The organism is Streptomyces sp. NPDC054786 (genome assembly GCF_053611685.1).
The window spans coordinates 104,085-120,012 of sequence record NZ_JBSHAW010000006.1; the positions used below are offsets into that span (position 1 = coordinate 104,085).

General features: G+C 72.3%; 13 protein-coding genes and 1 pseudogene. 4 read left to right on the forward strand and 10 right to left on the reverse strand.

Annotation, left to right across the window (positions count from 1 at the left end; genetic code table 11):
* Window positions 1-43: 43 nt before the first annotated feature.
* The 5 genes and pseudogenes from ACWGI6_RS07350 to ACWGI6_RS07370 form a co-directional block, all read right to left on the reverse strand.
* Window positions 44-1,971: pseudogene (locus tag ACWGI6_RS07350) on the reverse strand (ABC transporter permease/substrate-binding protein).
* Window positions 1,961-3,550: a sugar ABC transporter ATP-binding protein gene (locus tag ACWGI6_RS07355; RefSeq protein ID WP_453266590.1), complete on the reverse strand. Its 1,590-nt coding sequence runs from the start codon at window positions 3,548-3,550 to the stop codon at window positions 1,961-1,963. Before ACWGI6_RS07355 ends, ACWGI6_RS07350 begins: the two are co-directional and overlap by 11 nt.
* A 108-nt stretch (window positions 3,551-3,658) precedes the next feature.
* On the reverse strand, window positions 3,659-4,660 hold the full coding sequence (locus ACWGI6_RS07360; protein WP_453266591.1) for a LacI family DNA-binding transcriptional regulator: 1,002 nt from the start codon (window positions 4,658-4,660) through the stop codon (window positions 3,659-3,661).
* A gap of 646 nt (window positions 4,661-5,306) precedes the next feature.
* Complete coding sequence (locus tag ACWGI6_RS07365) at window positions 5,307-5,735, reverse strand: organic hydroperoxide resistance protein (protein WP_393905616.1); 429 nt, start codon at window positions 5,733-5,735, stop codon at window positions 5,307-5,309.
* 245 nt (window positions 5,736-5,980) lie between these two features.
* Window positions 5,981-7,000, reverse strand: coding sequence for an NADP-dependent oxidoreductase (locus ACWGI6_RS07370; RefSeq protein ID WP_453266592.1), 1,020 nt, complete (start codon window positions 6,998-7,000; stop codon window positions 5,981-5,983).
* Between the two features lie 87 nt (window positions 7,001-7,087).
* Between ACWGI6_RS07370 and ACWGI6_RS07375 the strand changes: the two genes are divergently transcribed.
* On the forward strand, window positions 7,088-7,519 hold the full coding sequence (locus ACWGI6_RS07375; protein WP_453266593.1) for a MarR family winged helix-turn-helix transcriptional regulator: 432 nt from the start codon (window positions 7,088-7,090) through the stop codon (window positions 7,517-7,519).
* A gap of 29 nt (window positions 7,520-7,548) precedes the next feature.
* Here the strand turns inward: ACWGI6_RS07375 and ACWGI6_RS07380 are convergent, their stop codons facing one another.
* The 3 genes from ACWGI6_RS07380 to ACWGI6_RS07390 all read right to left on the reverse strand — a co-directional run bounded on the left by ACWGI6_RS07380 (window position 7,549) and on the right by ACWGI6_RS07390 (window position 10,507).
* Complete coding sequence (locus ACWGI6_RS07380) at window positions 7,549-8,163, reverse strand: GOLPH3/VPS74 family protein (protein ID WP_453266594.1); 615 nt, start codon at window positions 8,161-8,163, stop codon at window positions 7,549-7,551.
* A gap of 6 nt (window positions 8,164-8,169) precedes the next feature.
* Window positions 8,170-8,535, reverse strand: coding sequence for a DUF1330 domain-containing protein (locus ACWGI6_RS07385; RefSeq protein WP_453266595.1), 366 nt, complete (start codon window positions 8,533-8,535; stop codon window positions 8,170-8,172).
* A gap of 352 nt (window positions 8,536-8,887) precedes the next feature.
* Entirely contained in the window at window positions 8,888-10,507 is a 1,620-nt protein-coding gene (locus ACWGI6_RS07390; RefSeq protein ID WP_453266596.1) for an MFS transporter, read from the reverse strand.
* Window positions 10,508-10,678: 171 nt separating this feature from the next.
* Between ACWGI6_RS07390 and ACWGI6_RS07395 the strand changes: the two genes are divergently transcribed.
* On the forward strand, window positions 10,679-11,632 hold the full coding sequence (locus ACWGI6_RS07395) for a TetR/AcrR family transcriptional regulator C-terminal domain-containing protein (RefSeq protein ID WP_453266597.1): 954 nt from the start codon (window positions 10,679-10,681) through the stop codon (window positions 11,630-11,632).
* A 101-nt stretch (window positions 11,633-11,733) separates the two neighbouring features.
* Here ACWGI6_RS07395 and ACWGI6_RS07400 read toward each other — a convergent pair whose 3' ends face one another.
* Together ACWGI6_RS07400 and ACWGI6_RS07405 are read right to left on the reverse strand one after the other, a co-directional pair.
* Entirely contained in the window at window positions 11,734-12,969 is a 1,236-nt protein-coding gene (locus ACWGI6_RS07400) for a PucR family transcriptional regulator (protein WP_453266598.1), read from the reverse strand.
* Window positions 12,970-13,014: 45 nt separating this feature from the next.
* Complete coding sequence (locus ACWGI6_RS07405) at window positions 13,015-13,161, reverse strand: hypothetical protein (protein WP_453266599.1); 147 nt, start codon at window positions 13,159-13,161, stop codon at window positions 13,015-13,017.
* 268 nt (window positions 13,162-13,429) lie between these two features.
* Here ACWGI6_RS07405 and ACWGI6_RS07410 point away from each other — a divergent pair, with 268 nt between their 5' ends.
* Window positions 13,430-14,428, forward strand: a complete 999-nt coding sequence (locus tag ACWGI6_RS07410) for a DUF3068 domain-containing protein (RefSeq protein WP_453266600.1) — start codon at window positions 13,430-13,432, stop codon at window positions 14,426-14,428.
* Between the two features lie 287 nt (window positions 14,429-14,715).
* Window positions 14,716-15,927 (forward strand): glycosyltransferase family 4 protein, encoded by a 1,212-nt coding sequence (locus tag ACWGI6_RS07415; RefSeq protein WP_453266601.1) that lies wholly within the window; start codon window positions 14,716-14,718, stop codon window positions 15,925-15,927.
* Window position 15,928: the final 1 nt, after the last annotated feature.

Consider the following 15,928-nt stretch of genomic DNA (forward strand, 5'->3'; position numbering starts at 1 on the left):
CTCTCATCTGTCGTTGCCCGGCGGCCCGCCGCGGGCCGCCCTCTCAGCCGTCGAACTTCGCGGCGTTCTTCGCCGTCACCAGCAGCACCGGCACCCTGACCGACTGCGGCAGCTTCTCACCGCGGGAGGCCTTCAGCGCCCAGTCCACGGCCTGCTTGCCGAGGAGTTCCGGCTGCTGGGCGACGGTGGCGGTCAGCGTGCCCCGGCGGACCGCCTTGACGCCGTCCGGTGTGCCGTCGAACGCCACCACCTTGACGTCCTTGCCGGAGCGGCCGCCCAGCGCCTTGGACGCGCCCAGCGCCATCTCGTCGTTGGCGGCGAACACCCCGCCGATGTCGCGGTGCGCCTGCAGCATGTTGGACATCACGTCCATGCCCTTGGTGCGGTCGAAGTCCGCGGGCTGCCGGGCGACGACCTGGATGCCGGGGTATTTCCTGATGCCTTCCTCGAAGCCCTGGCCGCGCTCGCGGGCGGCGGAGGTGCCGGCCTGGCCCTCCAGGAAGGCCACCTTGCCCTTGCCGCCGAGCGATTCGGCCAGCGTCTTCGCGGCGAGCCGGCCGCCCGCGACATTGTCGGAGGCGATGGTCGAGCCGACCTTGCCGCCGTTGACACCGCGGTCGATGGAGATGACCGGCACCTTCGCCCGGTTGGCGACGCCGACGGCCGGGACGGCGGCGTCGGAGTCGACCGGGTTGATGATGGCCGCCTTGACGTTCTGACTGGTGAACGTCTCCATCTGGTTGATCTGCTGGGTGGGGTCGTTCTGGGCGTCGGTGATGTTGAGGTGCAGATGGCGGGCGTCCGCCTCGGCCTGGGCGCCCTTCTTGATGCCGACGAAGAACGGGTTGTTCATCGTGGACAGCGCAAGCCCCAGGTCGGTGTTGCCGCCGCGGTCGCAGCCGGCCATCCCCAGGGCGACGGTCGCGGCCAGCCCGGCCGCCAGCGACATCCGGATCCGGGCGTTCATCGCGCGCTCCGGCGGCGCAGCGTGTCCAGGAGCACGGCCAGCGCGATGACCAGTCCGGTGGCCACCTGCTGCCAGAACGCCGAGACGCTCAGCAGGTTGAGGCCGTTGCGCAGTACGGCGAGGATCAGTGCGCCGATGAGGGTGCCGGAGGCCTTGCCGGAGCCGCCGGAGAGGCTGGCCCCGCCGATGACGACGGCGGCGATCGCGTCCAGTTCGTAGCCGGTGGCGGCCTGCGGCTGGGCGGAGGTGAGCCGGGCGGCGAGGACGATGCCGGCGACCGCGGCGAACACCCCCGACAGCGCGTAGATGGCGAGCTTGCGGCGCTTGACGTGGATGCCGGAGAGCCGGGCCGCCTCCTCGTTGCCGCCGATCGCGAACATCGCCCGGCCGGAGTACGTACGGGCCAGGATCAGCGCGGCGATCAGCCCCATCGCGACCATGACGAGGACGGGCACCGGCAGCCAGCCGCCGAGGGTGTCACCGAGCGCGCCGACCGAACCGGGGAAGGCGATCGGCGAACCGCCCGAGATGACCAGGGCCAGACCGCGGCCGATCGAGAGCATCGCCAGCGTGGCGATGAAGGCGGGCAGTTTGCCGTAGGCGACCAGTGCGCCGGAGACCAGACCGGCCACCACGCCGGTCGCCAGGCCGAGCAGCAGTGCTGTCCAGACGGGCAGGCCCTCGCCGGTGGCCGCCCAGGCGACGACGGTGGCGGAGAGCCCGGCGACCGAGCCGACGGACAGATCGATACCGGCCGAGACGATCACGAAGGTGACGCCGAAGGCGAGGATCGCGGTGACCGACGCCTGGACACCGACATTGAGGAGGTTCTGCCCGTTGAGGAAGTCCCTGGACAGCACCGCCATCACCACGACCAGGGCGATCAGCCCGCCGAGCGGGCCGTTCCTGAGTACCGCCCGGGAGAACCACGCTCCCGCGCCGTCCCGGTCCGGTGTCCGTCCCACCGCCTCGGCGGCGGCTCCCGTCTTCACCTCAGTGGACATCGGAGCCCTCCATCGCGCTCTTGTCGTTGTGCTTCGTGCTCGTGCCGTGCGGGGACTGGAGCGCCAGCTCCATCACGGCGTCCTGGGTGGCCTCTTCGGCCGACAGCTCTCCGGCCAGCCGGCCCTGCGACATCACCAGCACCCGGTCGCTCATGCCGAGCACCTCGGGCAGATCGCTGGAGATCATCAGCACCGCACGGCCGGACGCCGTCAGATCGTTGATGAGCTGGTAGATCTCGACCTTGGCGCCGACGTCGATACCGCGCGTCGGCTCGTCGAGGATCAGCAGTCTGGTGTCCGCCAGCAGCCACTTGCCGATGACGAGCTTCTGCTGGTTGCCGCCGGAGAGGGTGCGGGCGCTCTGCCCCAGTCCGCTCATCCGGACCTTCAACTGCCCGGCGACGGTGGCCGCTTCGCGCCGCTGCGCGCCCCGGTCCACCAGCCCGCCACGGGTGTCGCGGTCGAGCCGGGCGAGGGTGAGGTTGTCCTGGAGGGAGGCGTCCAGGACCAGGCCCTGGCCCTTGCGGTCCTCCGGTACGAGGCCGAGCCCGGCGCGCATGGCGGCGCGGACATCGCCGCGGGCCAGCTCCTTGCCGTCGATCTCGACCGTACCGGCGTCATAGCGGTCCGCGCCGAAGACCGCCCGGGCCACCTCGGTGCGGCCCGCGCCGACCAGCCCGGCGAGGCCGACGACCTCACCGGCCCGCACCTCGAAGTCGATGCCCGCGAAGACGGGCCCGGCCGTTGTGCCGTTGCGGGTCAGACCGCGGACGCGCAGCAGGGGCGCGCCCGGCTCCTCGGGGCGCTGCCTCGGATACTGCTCGGCGATGTCCCGGCCCACCATGAGGCGGATCAGCTCGTCCTCGTCCGTCGAGGCCGGCACCTCCTCGACGGAGCGGCCGTCGCGCAGCACGGTGACCCGGTCGCCGAGTGCGCCGATCTCCTCCAGGTGGTGGGTGATGAAGATGATGCCGACGCCGCTGTCGCGCAGCTCGCGGACGATCCCGAAGAGGGTCTCGACCTCTTCGGAGGTCAGCACCGCGGTCGGCTCGTCCATGATCAGGACGCGGGCCTCCAGGCTGAGCGCCTTGGCGATCTCGACCATCTGGAGGCGGGCGATGCCCAGTTCGGCGACCGGGGTGTTCGGGGAGACGTCGAGGCGTACGCGCTTGAGCAGCTCGGCGGCCCGTGCCCGCATCGTCTTCCGGTCGACCAGACCGAGCGCGGTGCGCGGCTGGCGGCCCAGGAAGATGTTCTCGGCGACGGTCAGTCCCGGGACGAGGTTGAACTCCTGGTAGATGGTGGCGATGCCGTGCCGTTCCGCGTCCTGCGCCGAACGGATGGTGACCTCGTCGCCGTCCACGAGGATGCGGCCCGCGTCGGGGCGGTGGGCGCCGGAGAGCATCTTGATGAGGGTGCTCTTGCCCGCGCCGTTCTCGCCGAGCAGGACATGCACCTCACCGGTGCGCAGGGTCAGGTCCACCCCGTCCAGCGCGCGGACGCCCGGGAACGACTTCGTCACCCCCTCCACGCGCAGCAGTTCGCGGCCGCCCGGTACGTCGTCGTTGACGCCGGTCATGCGCTGCCCCTCTCTTCCTCGGATGACTCGTGTGGTGACTGACTCGGGTGGCCCGCCCGGCCGGGGGAGCCGGACCGGAGTGCCGGTCCGGGCGCCGGGCGGGCCTGCTCAGGGGGTGGGCAGCTCGCCGCAGGAGCGGCGGGTGACCAGCCGGGCCGGCAGCAGCACCGAGGCGGCGGGCCGGTCCTCGATCCGCTCCAGCAGGGTGTGTACGGCGGCCCGGCCCAGTTCGCGGGTGGGCTGGGCGATGGCGGTCAGCGGCGGATCGGTGTGGGTGAACCACGGCACGTCGTCATAGACCACCAGCGCCACGTCGTCGGGGACCCGCAGCCCGCGGGCGCGGAGTTCGTCCATCGCGCCCAGCGCCATCAGGTTGTCGGTGGCCAGCACCGCGTCCGGCGGCTCGGCGAGGTCGAGGAATGCGCTCATCACCCGTCGGCCGCCGGTGTGCTGGAGGTCGGGGGTGGCGCCGACCCGCTCATCGGGCAGGGCGATGCCGTGCCCGGCCAGCGCCGTACGGAAGAGGTCGAGGCGCTCGTCGCCGGTGGGGGTGCCGGCCGGGGCGACGATGATCGCCGGCCGGCGGCGGCCGAGGGCGGCGAGATGGGCGGCGAGCTCGGTGAGCGCGGCGCGGCCGTCGGCGCGTACGCAGGGGGCGTCGATACCGGGCACCGTGCGGTCCAGCAGGACCAGCGGGGTGCCGGAGGCGACGACCTCGCGGAGCATCGCCGAACCGGTGCCGGCCGAGCTGACCAGAAGGCCGTCGATCCGGCGGTCGAGCAGGGTGCGGATGTAGTCGTCCTGCTGGGCGGGGCGCTCGCCGGCGTTGCCGATGACCAGGCTGTAGCCGAGGCTGCGGGCCTCGTCCTCGACGGCGTCGGCCAGCTCGGTGAAGAAGGGGTTGGTGAGGTCGCTGATGATCAGGCCGAGCGCGCCGGTCCGTGCGGTGCGCAGCGCGCGGGCGACGTTGTTGGGGCGGTAGCCCAGCTCCTGTACGGCGGCGAGCACCCGCTCGCGGGTCTCCGCGACCGGGCTGTGGCCGTTGAGGACCCGGGAGACCGTGGCGACGGAGACTCCTGCCCGTTCTGCCACATCTTTGATGTTCGCCATGGCGCCGTTGCCATTCCGTCCCTGCGCTCGCTCACCGTGCGGGAGAGCGGGTGCGCATGATCGACATGTAATCGATTTCCTGAGCATTGCGTGGGGGCTACGAAATCGATTACACGGCAGGTGCGTCAAGGTGCGATGAATGTTGTCTGCATCACATCGGGCTGCGGGGCGCGGGACATGCCGAGCCCGGGCACTCCCCCGTTGGCCGTCCCGCCGCGACGGCGGGCACCGGCCGTGTCCGGACCCTGGGGGCCCCGCCCGGCACCTACCGGGCGAACTGCCCCACACAAGCGACGATCGCCACCAGCAGGCCCAGCACCCCGATGACGACCTGCCACCTGTCAGGCGGGGCCCATCGGTCGCTCTCCTGCTCCGTGTCCTGATCGTCCCTCGCTCCTCCTCGCTCCTCCGGACCGGCCCCGGAGGCCAGGGCCTCCGCCGGCGGAAGGCCGGCGAAGTTGTGGGGAGGAGCGTGGTGAAGCCCCCTGAGACCAGCGCGAGTTGACGCCTCCCGGGCGCTGAACCGGACCTGGACCGTGCCCCCCGCGCCCTGTCACGGGCCGGGGTGCGCGGTCCGTGACGGACGCCAGGAGCCGCACCCCGTTACGGGATGCGGCCCCTGTGGATTCGCCGGTCGTGCCGTGCCTCAGGCGACGGTCAGCTTGACCTCGATGTTGCCGCGGGTCGCGTGGGAGTACGGGCACACCTGGTGCGCCTTCTCCACGAGGTCCTGGGCGGTGGCCGCGTCGACGTTGGGGATCGCGGCGGAGATCTCGACCGTGAGGCCGAAGCCACCGTCCGCGGTCTTGCCGATGCCGACCCGGGCGGTCACCCGGGAGCCGGACACATCGGCGTTCTCCCGGCGGGCGACGACGCTGAGCGCGCCCTGGAAGCAGGCGCTGTAGCCGGCCGCGAAGAGCTGCTCGGGGTTGGTCCCGGCGCCGCTGCCGCCCTGCTCCTTGGGCGGGTTGACGATCACGTCGAGCTTGCCGTCATCGCTGGCGACGCGGCCGTCACGGCCGTTCTCCGCGGTGGCGACGGCGGTGTAGACGACGTCGACGGTCTGGATGGACATACCGAATCCTCCTGTGGTTCGCCGCGACTCGCGCCCACGGATCGCGACGGCTTGCCGCTGAGCCTAACGGTCGCCCGCAAGGCCCCGCCGGGGAGGCAGACGGTTCCCCGGCCCGGGGAGGAATGCCGCCCCGGCGGGGGAGGCACACCGTCCCCGGCGGGAGCCACCGTCACCCGGCCCGGCGGGGCGAACCCGCACGGAGCACCGGCCCCGGCGGGACTCGCCGTCGGCGGGCGGGGCGGTCGTCAGTCGGTGAGGCTCACGATCATCTTGCCGGTGTTCTCACCGCGGAGCAGGCCCAGGAACGCCTCGACGCCGTTCTCGATACCGGCCACCTTGGTCTCGCCGTACTTCAGCTCGCCGGAGCGGATCCAGGCGGAGACCTCCTCGACGAACTGCGGCTGCAGCGCGGCATGGTCGCTGACCAGCAGGCCCTGCAGGCGCAGCCGCTTGCCGATCACCATCGCGAGGTTGCGGGGGGCGGGGCTCGGCTCCGTGGCGTTGTACATCGAGATCATGCCGCAGATGGCGGCGCGGCCATGGACGTTGAGGGAGCTGATGGCCGCTTCGAGGTGGTCGCCGCCGACGTTGTCGAAGTAGACGTCGATGCCCTCCGGCGCGGCCTCTTTGAGCTGCTTGCCGACATCGCCGTTCTTGTAGTTGAAGGCGGCGTCGAAGCCGTACTCCTCGACCAGGAGCTTGACCTTGTCGTCGGAGCCGGCGGAGCCGATCACACGGGAGGCGCCCTTGAGCTTGGCGATCTGGCCGACCTCGCTGCCCACCGCGCCGGCCGCGCCGGACACGAAGACGGCGTCGCCCTCCTTGAAGGACGCGACCTCCAGCAGGCCCGCGTATGCGGTCAGGCCCGGCATGCCCAGCACACCGAGGTAGGCGGTGAGCGGAGCCAGCGACGGGTCCACCTTGGCGGCGCGCTTGGCGTCCAGCACCGCGTACTCACGCCAGCCGAGACCGTGCAGGACATGGTCACCGACGGCGATGGAGTCGTCGCGCGAGGCGATGACCTCGCCGACCGCGCCGCCGTCCATCGGCTGGTCGAGCTGGAAGGGCGGGACGTAGGACTTCACGTCGTTCATCCGGCCGCGCATGTACGGGTCGACGGAGAAGTGCTGCGTACGGACGAGGATCTGACCCTCGCCGACCTCGGGCACCGCGGCCTCGCGCAGCGCGAAGTCCTCCGGGGTGGGCCAGCCGTGGGGGCGGGCGACGAGGTGCCATTCGCGACCGGTCGTGGGCAGTGCGGACATAACGCGATCCTCCTAAAGCTTCAGGTACTGAAACAACCATGCTCCTCGATATTTCATGTTGTCAAGTAAATGGGTATCCTCGTGTGCATGACCCCCCGCGCAGACTCCTTGACCGTCGAGGTCGTCGACCTCATCGGCACCGTCGTCGCCCGCTACTACGAGGAGTACGAGCACGCCGCGGCCGAGCACTCCCTCACCGGCGCCCAGGCCCGGGTACTCAGCCTGCTTTCCGTCGAGCCGCTGCCCATGCGCAGGGTCGCCGAGCGCCTGAAGTGCGAGCCGTCGAATGTCACCGGCATCGTGGACCGGCTGGAGTCCCGCGGCCTGGTCGAGCGCCGCCCCGATCCGGCCGACCGCCGCGTCAAGCTCGCCGCCCCGACCGACGAGGGCGCACGCACGGCCGAGGCGCTGCGTACCTCACTCCACTTCGCCCGCGAACCTCTCGGCCGTCTGACGGTCGCCGAGCGGACGCTGCTGAAGGAGCTGCTGCAGCGGATGCTGGGCGTCGCGCCCGAGTGAGCCGGGCGGCCGGCCCGGCCGGACGGCCGTCAGTAGCCGCGCCGCACGTTGTCCACGGCCGCCTGGTCCCGCCGACGGGTACGCCGCTGCCGTTCGACCGCCAATTCGGCGAGCGCTTCGTCGACGGCGGTGAGCACGCTCGACACCTCGGGGCCGGTCACACCCTCGGGGGCGTCGGTCCGTCTGTCGCGGATCCCGGCGGCCTCCGCGAGGGCCGCGAGCACGGGCTCGTCCGAGGTCCAGCGCTGCGCCGCCTCGCGGCGTGCGGGCGAATCGGCCAGGACCCTCTCCCGGGTCCGGAAGACCATCCAGCGGCGGCGGCGCTGCCGGGTGAGCTGCCCCTCCTCCTCCAGCGCGGCCAGATAGGCCGCGGACAGGTCACGGCCCCTGCGCCACAGCCAGTCGCCGACCGACTCGTACGGCTCCTGGGTGACCAGCGACGACGCGGCCTCGTCCAGCAGGCGGTCGGCGATGGCGGGCCGGTAGCCCGGCACCAGGCGATCGCCCCGCAGCCGGACGGTCTCGCCCTCCAGGAGGTCGATCGCCTCGGCCCCCGCGAGCGCCAGCGACAGATCGCCCCGTTCCACGGCTCGCACGGGCGCCACGTCCAGGGCGACGAACAACAGGTCCCGCGCCGTGGTCATGTGCGCTCAGCCCTCGGCGCCGGAGGCCGCCCCGGTCGCGGCCCGGATCTGCTGCGCGAAGCCGGCCACCGTGAAGTCCGGACCGACGCCGTCCACGAAGATCAGGTCACTGATGGCATTGTTGGCGCGAAGGGGCAGGATCTTCTGGTATTCGGGCGAGTTGTACCAGTTCTGCGCCTCGGTCAGGCCCGGAAATTCCAGCAGGACCGCCAAGCCCGGCCAGGCCCCCTCGACGACCTGCGCCTCGCCCTGCGCCAGCCACTTGCCGCCGTACGCCTTGACGGTGTCCTCCACCTGCTCCAGATACGACAGGCCCTCCTCGTTCGGAACGCCGCCCGGTATGCGCAGGTGGTTGATCAAATAGGCGCTCATCTCAAATCCTCCAGCGTATCGCGGCAAGTACCGAGGGGCATGTCGACGTTGCCGCTCGCCGCACCCGCCATGAGGGGACGCGGAGGCACCTGCGGGAGTGGGCCGACCAGCAAGGGAACAACCCCTCATATGAGGCGAATTCAACGGATTTGCATGCTTTCCCCAGTGTAGGCGCTCCCCCCGTTTCTTCACGGGGACCGCCCCCGCGCGAGGAGCGCCGAGGGCACCGACGGGGCACGGGCGGGGCGGTCGCCGGCGCAGGCCGCGTCGTACATCGCCGCTCCCGCCTCCCGGCGCCGCTGTGCGTGCCTTGCGGATCGGCGCGGGCCCACACTGATCCGAAGGCCATGGCCTAGGCCGCCGGTGTACCGGCCGCGTCCGCCCCGGCCCTTACGGCGGCACCCTGCGCACCGGGCGCCACGGCAGTGTCCGGCTCCCCCTCAAGTCCCGCTGTCCGCAGCCCCCGCAGCAGCGTCAGCGCCAGCACCGCGGCGCAGACCATGACGCCCGCGGCGACCAGCACCGCCGTCTGCAGGCCATGGGTGAACGCGGCCCTGGCCGCGTGCAGCAGCGCCTCGCCCGTCCGGCCCGGGAGGGCGCCGGCCGCCGCGGCGGCGCCCGCCAGCGTCTCCCGCGCCGCGTCGGCCGCGCCCGCCGGCAGTCCGGCGGGCAGGGCACCGCCGATGTCACCGCGGTAGATCGCGCCCCCGATGCTGCCCAGGACCGCCATGCCCAACGCGCCGCCCAGTTCGGTGCCGGACTCCAGCACGGCCGACGCGGAGCCCGCCCGCTCGGGCGGCGCGAGTCCGATGGCCAGTTCGTTGCCGAGCGACATCACCATCACCAGGCCCGAGGCGTAGACCGCGGCACCCACCAGGACGAACCACAGGGCCGAGTCCGGCTCCAACCAGGACAGCCAGACGAAGCCGCCGGCCCCGATGACGCACCCCAGGGCGATGACATGGGCCCGGTCCGTCCGCTGGGCGAGCGCCGCGGCCGCCGGCGCCATCCCGCCCACCGCGAGGGTCGGCAGCAGATTCCACAGTGCCGCCTCCATGGGGCTCATGCCCCGTACGGACTGCAGGTACTGGGTGAAGAACACCGCGCAGCCGACGATCGCGAACATCGCCAGCAGGTTCATCAGCACCGAGACACTGAACCCGCGGTGCCGGAACAGCTCCAGGTCGAGCATCGGATGACGGGCGGTGCGCTGGCGGTGCACGAAGGCAGCGGCGGCCAGCAGGCCGGTCACGAGGGCGAGGACGGGCAGCGCCGCCAGCCCGTCGCGGGCGATCTCCTTGACGCCGTAGACCACCGGCAGCATGGCGAGCAGGGACAGCAGTGCGCCGAGCAGGTCGAAGCGCCCGGCCGCCGGGTTCTTGAACTCCGGAAGCAGCAGCGGCCCGCAGACCAGCAGCAGCACCATCGCCGGAGCGTTGACCAGGAACACCGAACCCCACCAGAAGTGCTCCAGCAGCACCCCGCTGAGCACCGGACCGATCGCGATGCCGCCGGTCACCGCGGTCGACCAGATCGCGACCGCCTTGCCCCGCTGCTTGGCGTCGTGGAAGAGGTTGCGGATCAGGGCGAGGGTGGAGGGCATCAGGGTCGCCCCGCCGATGCCGAGCAACGCCCGTGCGGCGATGAGCATTTCGGCGCTCTGTGCGTAGGCGGCGGCCCCGGAGGCGAGTCCGAAGAGAAGGGCGCCGGACAGCAGCAGCTTGCGGCGGCCGATGCGGTCGCCCAGCGCGCCCATGGTGATCAGCAGGCCGGCCAGCACGAAGCCGTAGACGTCGAGGATCCACAGTTGCTGGACGCTGCTGGGCTCCAGCTCCGCGGTCAGGAACGGCACCGCGAAGTAGAGCACCGAGACGTCCATCGAGACGAGAAGGCAGGGCAGCAGGAGGACGCCCAGGGCGGTCCACTCCCGGCGGCCGGCCATCGGCTGAGATGTGTACGGGGTAAACGACATGGATGACACGGTAAGCAGGTTGCGCGTACGGCGCAAACAACAGGACTGATAAGGGAATTGGTAGTGCGTCACACTAGTGCACCCACCTAGTGCAATGCCCTGGTGAAGTGCGCACTGCTACCCTCACAGCCCCGCAGAACCCCCCTGGTGCACTAGTACGGAGGCCGTCCCGTGGAACCGTCAGTCCCGCCGCCCTACCGCCGGATCGTCGACGCGATCCGGGGCCGTATCGACGCCGGCGAGCTGACGCCGGGCGACCGGGTGCCCTCGACCCGGCGGATCACCCAGGAGTGGGGGGTGGCGATGGCGACCGCCACCAAGGTGCTGACGACGCTGCGCCAGGAGGGGCTCGTACGGGCCGTACCGGGTGTGGGCACGGTGGTGGCCGAGCCGCGGCGGACCACCCGCAGCGGGCCCGCACGCGAGCGGCGGCCGCGCGAGACGGACAGCGGGCTGAGCCGCGAGAGCGTCGTACGGGCGGGGATACGGGTCGCCGATGCCGAGGGGCTGCGGGCGCTGTCGATGCGCCGGGTCGCCGCCGAGTTCGGGGTGTCCTCGATGGCGCTCTACCGTCATGTGGCCGGCAAGGACGAGCTGGTGCTGCTGATGGCGGACGCCGCTTTCCACGACATCGAGCTGCCCGAACCGGCGCCGGACGGCCGGCGCGAGCGGATGGAGGCGGGCGCGCGACTGCAATGGGAGCTCTACCGGCGGCACCCGTGGCTGGCGAAGTATCTGTCGCTCACCCGGCCGCAGCCGATGCCGCGGGCGATGGCCCTGATCGAGTGGACCATGGCGCGGGTCCGGGGAATGGACCCGGTGACGCTGATTCATATGGCGCTGACACTGCTGGGGTTCGTGCTGGCCACCGCCGCCGGGTTCGAGGACGACCTGGAGGCCGAGCAGGAGACCGGCATGGACCAGAACCAGTGGATGGCGACCATGGAGCCGGTGTTCGAGGGCATCCTCACCTCGGGCTCCTACCCCATGTACGCGGGGGTCTCGCGGGTCGGCGAAAACGTGGTGAATCCGGAGTCGCTCTTCGAGTTCGGGCTGGCCCGCCTGCTGGACGGCATGGAGACACTCGTCGAGCGCGCTGTGTCGCCGGGCTCTTCGGGCGCATGAAGCGAGGGTCTCGTGGGTTCATTTGTGACGACAAACGAGAGCGGAGCGCGCGTGCCAGGCGCCGCACGGCGGGCGCGAGTTTGACGACAGGGCCTGGGGGATCAGCTGAGTTCCCCGCGCAGTCGCCGGGCCCGTAACACCAGTTCCAGTTCGAAGCGGCGGTCCGGGTCGTCCATCTCGCCGCCCCATAACTCCCGTATCTGGCGCAGCCGGTAGCGCACGGTCTGCGGATGGACGCCGAGCCGCTCGGCGATCTCGGGGGCACCGCCGCGGGTCTCCAGCCACGCGAGCAGGGTTTCCGCGAGCCGCCGGCCGTGGCGGGGGCCGCAGCTGTCCAGTGGGGCGAGGCGGCGGCGGGTGAGGTCCTCGATCAGCTCGACCGGCGGCAGCAGGACCAGCGCCTCGGTGTATTCGGTGCACTGGAGCAACTCGCCGGCGGGCAGCAGTCCGCGCTCCGTCAGATCGACCGCGGCCCCGGCCCAGCGCAGCGATTTCGCGGCGTCCAGCAGCGGCACGACGGGGCCGATCGCGCCCGACCAGCCGGCCGCGGCGCGGGCCAGCAGCTCACGCCGGCCCGGCGCGTCCGGCTCGGGCACCACCATCCGCGGCCGCTCGCTCTCCATGTCCAGCAGGACGTCCGGGGCGACGGCGGGGGCGACCGCCTCGCGGGCCGGCCGCAGCAGGACCGCGACGGCGACCCGTTCGGGCAGCGGCCAGCCGATCCTGGCGGCGCGCTCGGCGAGGGCGGGCAGCACCCCGCCCGCCCCGGCGGCGGCTCTGCGCTGCCGTCTGCCGGCGCTCGCGAACAGCTGCTCCATCAGGCGGCGTTGCAGCCGCAGCCGCTCACCGGCCTGCCGGGCGGCGGCCTCGGCGTAGCCGCGTACGGATTCGGCCACCAGCCCGTCCAGATACTCGAAGCCGGACTCGGCGAGCTCGTACATCGCGGGCGCCGGGATGGCGACCTGCTGGCCGATCTCGGCGAGCCGCCGCCAGGCCAGCCGTACGCCCAGCCGGTACATGGCCTGAAGGACATCCAGGCTGCGGCCCTGGAGGCCCTCTCCGCGGCCGAACTCCTGGAAGAGCCGTGGGTGCACATGCGGGCGGTCCGGCCCGGCGGTCAGATGGGCGACGAAGTGCTCCAGTGACTGGCGGATCGCCACCAGCGCCCTGGGCTCCCCGAACTCGTCCAGGACGAGCGGGAGTTGGGGGTACTCGCGGCGGATCTCGCGCAGGATGTCCTGGGCCAGGGTCGGCACCTCGTCCAGCGCCCGGGCCGCGAACTGCCGTACCTGGTAGGGCGGGACCTCCCGCCAGGCCGAGCGGACGGCTGTCACCATGACCCGGGCCTCCTCAGCACGCCTCGCGCCTCCCCGGCACGCCTGCTACCCACCACTCCGGTCGAAGGTCACCAGCGGCACGTTGGGCTGCTCGGGCGTGGCGTCCAGCGCGGCGACGATCCCGAGCGCGACGCCGAGGGCCAGAGCGGCGGCGGCCAGCGCGGTCAGTGCGGCGGCGAGCGTTCGGTGCATGGCGCGGCGAGCCCTTCGTCGATGCCGGAGCCGGTCACCGGTCTCCGTCGAGGTTGGTACGGCACACGGCGCGGCCCGGGGTACGGATCGGGGCCGGTTCGGTGCCGCGTCCCACAGCGCGGCACACCACTGGAGTCGTGGTGCCTGCCGAGTGTGGAAGGGCATTGACGCCCTGTCAAGAGTTCCCTTACGTTCCCGGCCCATGGCGCCCCGCGGCGCCGCACGTGCACCAGAGCGTGTTCCCCCCACCGCTTCCAGGAGTGCTCGTATGCCTGCATCCGGCAAGTCCGCCACCTCCGCCGACGCGGCCACCGCCGCCCGCACCGCCTCGCCCCTGTCGCTGGCCGTCCTCGGTCTCGGCGTCTTCCTGCTGGTCCTGGCACCCCTGCTGACCTGGTACGTCGAGCCACGGGCCAAGGTCACCCCGGTGGATGTCGATGTCACCACCGTCTTCACCGGCAGCGGCAGCTACTTCGACACCGGGGCGCTGAGGACCAGGGACCGGCAGCGGATCACCCTCACCCAGCATGTGCTGGGCGATGTCGCGGCGAGCGAGAAGAGCGGGCGGGCCGTATGGGATGTCTCCACGACGGTCGACACCCCGCAGACGCTGGCCCTGAAGGATCCGCGCAAGGCGTTCCAGTGGACCACCGAGCGCTGGGTCACCGACCGGCACAGCAATGCACCGGTGCACTGCTGCGAGGAGGCCCCGACCCGCTTCGACGGCGATGCCTACCTCAAATTCCCCTTCGATGTGCAGCAGAAGAGCTACCGCTGGTGGGACAACACGCTGGGCGCTGCCGTCCCGCTCCGCTTCGCCGGCACACAGCAGGTACAGGGGTACCGGGGTTATCGCTTCACCGGGACCGTGCCGCCCACCAGGACCGGCAGCCGGCAGGTCCCCGGCCGGCTGGTCGGGCGGCCGCGGCAGGGCCAGATCCAGGCCGAGGAGTGGTACGCCAACTCCGGTATCGAGCTGGTCGTCGAGCAGCGCACCGGCCGGATCATCCATGCCTCGGTCTCCCCGCTGAAGACGCTCCGCGCGCCCGGCGCCCGGCGCACCGCGGTGACCCTGCTGCGCGGCGAGCACCTGCAGTTCACGCCCGCGACCCAGCGGGCGCAGGTGCGGCTGGCGAGGGCGGACAGCGACAAGCTGGCGCTGGTCGGCCGGACGCTGCCGGCCGGGGCCGCGGCGGCGGGCGCGGTGCTCGCGCTGACCGGGGTGGTGTGGGTGGCGCGCGGGCGGCGGGCGACGAGCCGGTCCTGAGCGAGGTGATGAACCGTCAGTCGTGGCCGGCCCGGATTTTGTCATCCCGGTGAGTAGCCGCGGCGAACGCGGCGGCGAAAACTGTCCACCCCACACGCAGACCGCCGGCCTTCCGGTCGGCGCACTTCCCCTGACCGCAGCACGGTGCTGCCGTAGCCGACCGGCCCGGCCGCACCGCAGCACCGCAACACCGCAGCACCGCATGATGCAGCACGGCCCCGCACGACTCAGTACGCAGTACGTCCCCCCACCGCTGGTACCGCACCCTGAGACGAGTTGGATCGCACATGCCCCAGCACGTACGCCCGCCCCTGCCCCCCGCACCGGCTGCCCCACCCGCCCCTTCGGAGTCCGGACCGCCCGGCTCCGGGCCGCCCGGCTCCGGGCCGCCCGGCTCCGGGCCGCCCGGCTCCGGACCGCCCCCGCTCCCCCGGCGGATCGTCTTCCTCGCCCGCCGCGATCTGGGCAACCCCGCCGCCGGCGGCTCCGAGCTGCTGGTGGACCGGATCGCCGAAGGGCTCACCGCACACGGCCACCAGGTCACCCTGTTGTGCGGCGGGCCGGCGGCGGAGCGCGGCTACCGGGTGGTGTCCGCGGGCGGCGACGCCGGGCATTTCCTGCGCGCGCCCCGCCAGTTGGCCCGCCGGATCGGCGACTGCGATCTGCTGGTGGAGGTCTGCAACGGACTGCCGTACCTCGCGCCGCTGTGGCATCGCGGCCCGACGCTGTGCCTGGTCAACCATGTCCATACGGACCTGTGGCGGCTGCGCTGCCCCGGGCCCGCCGCGCGGGCCGGCCGCCGGCTGGAGCACTGGGCGCTGGCGCGCACCCACCGCCGCAATCTGCTGGTCGCCGTCTCCGGCTCGACCGCGTCCGCACTGCGCGGCCTCGGCGTGGAACCGGACCGGATCCGGCTGGTGCACAACGGCGTGGCGGAGCCCGGACCGCTGGTCCCCAAGGCGCCGGAACCGCTGTTCCTGGCCATGGGGCGGCTCGTCGAGTACAAGCGCATCGATCTGCTGCTGCGGCTGTGGGAGCGGGTCCGCCCGGTCACCGGCGGCCGGCTGGTGATCGTCGGCGACGGCCCGGAGCGGGCGCGGCTGGCCGCGACGGCCGGGCCCGGTGTCACCTTCACCGGCCGGGTCTCCGAAGAGGTCAAACACCAACTCCTGTGTTCCGCATGGCTGTTGCTGCACCCCTCGCTCGTCGAGGGCTGGGGCCTGGTGGTCATGGAGGCCGCCGCCCGCCGTACGCCCGCCATCGGCTTCGACATCCCGGGCCTCCGGGACTCCGTCGAGGACGGCACCACCGGGCTGCTGGCCCGCGGCGAGAGCGCGTTCGCCGCCCACTGGTGCGCCCTCGCCCTCAGTGCCCGGCGCCGGCACGCCCTGGGCGACGCCGCCCAACGGCGCGCCGCCCGCTTCCGGTGGAGCCATACGGTCCACAGCTTCCGGTCGGTCGCCGCCGAGGCCTTCCTCAACCCGCTCCCCGGGCGGTGAA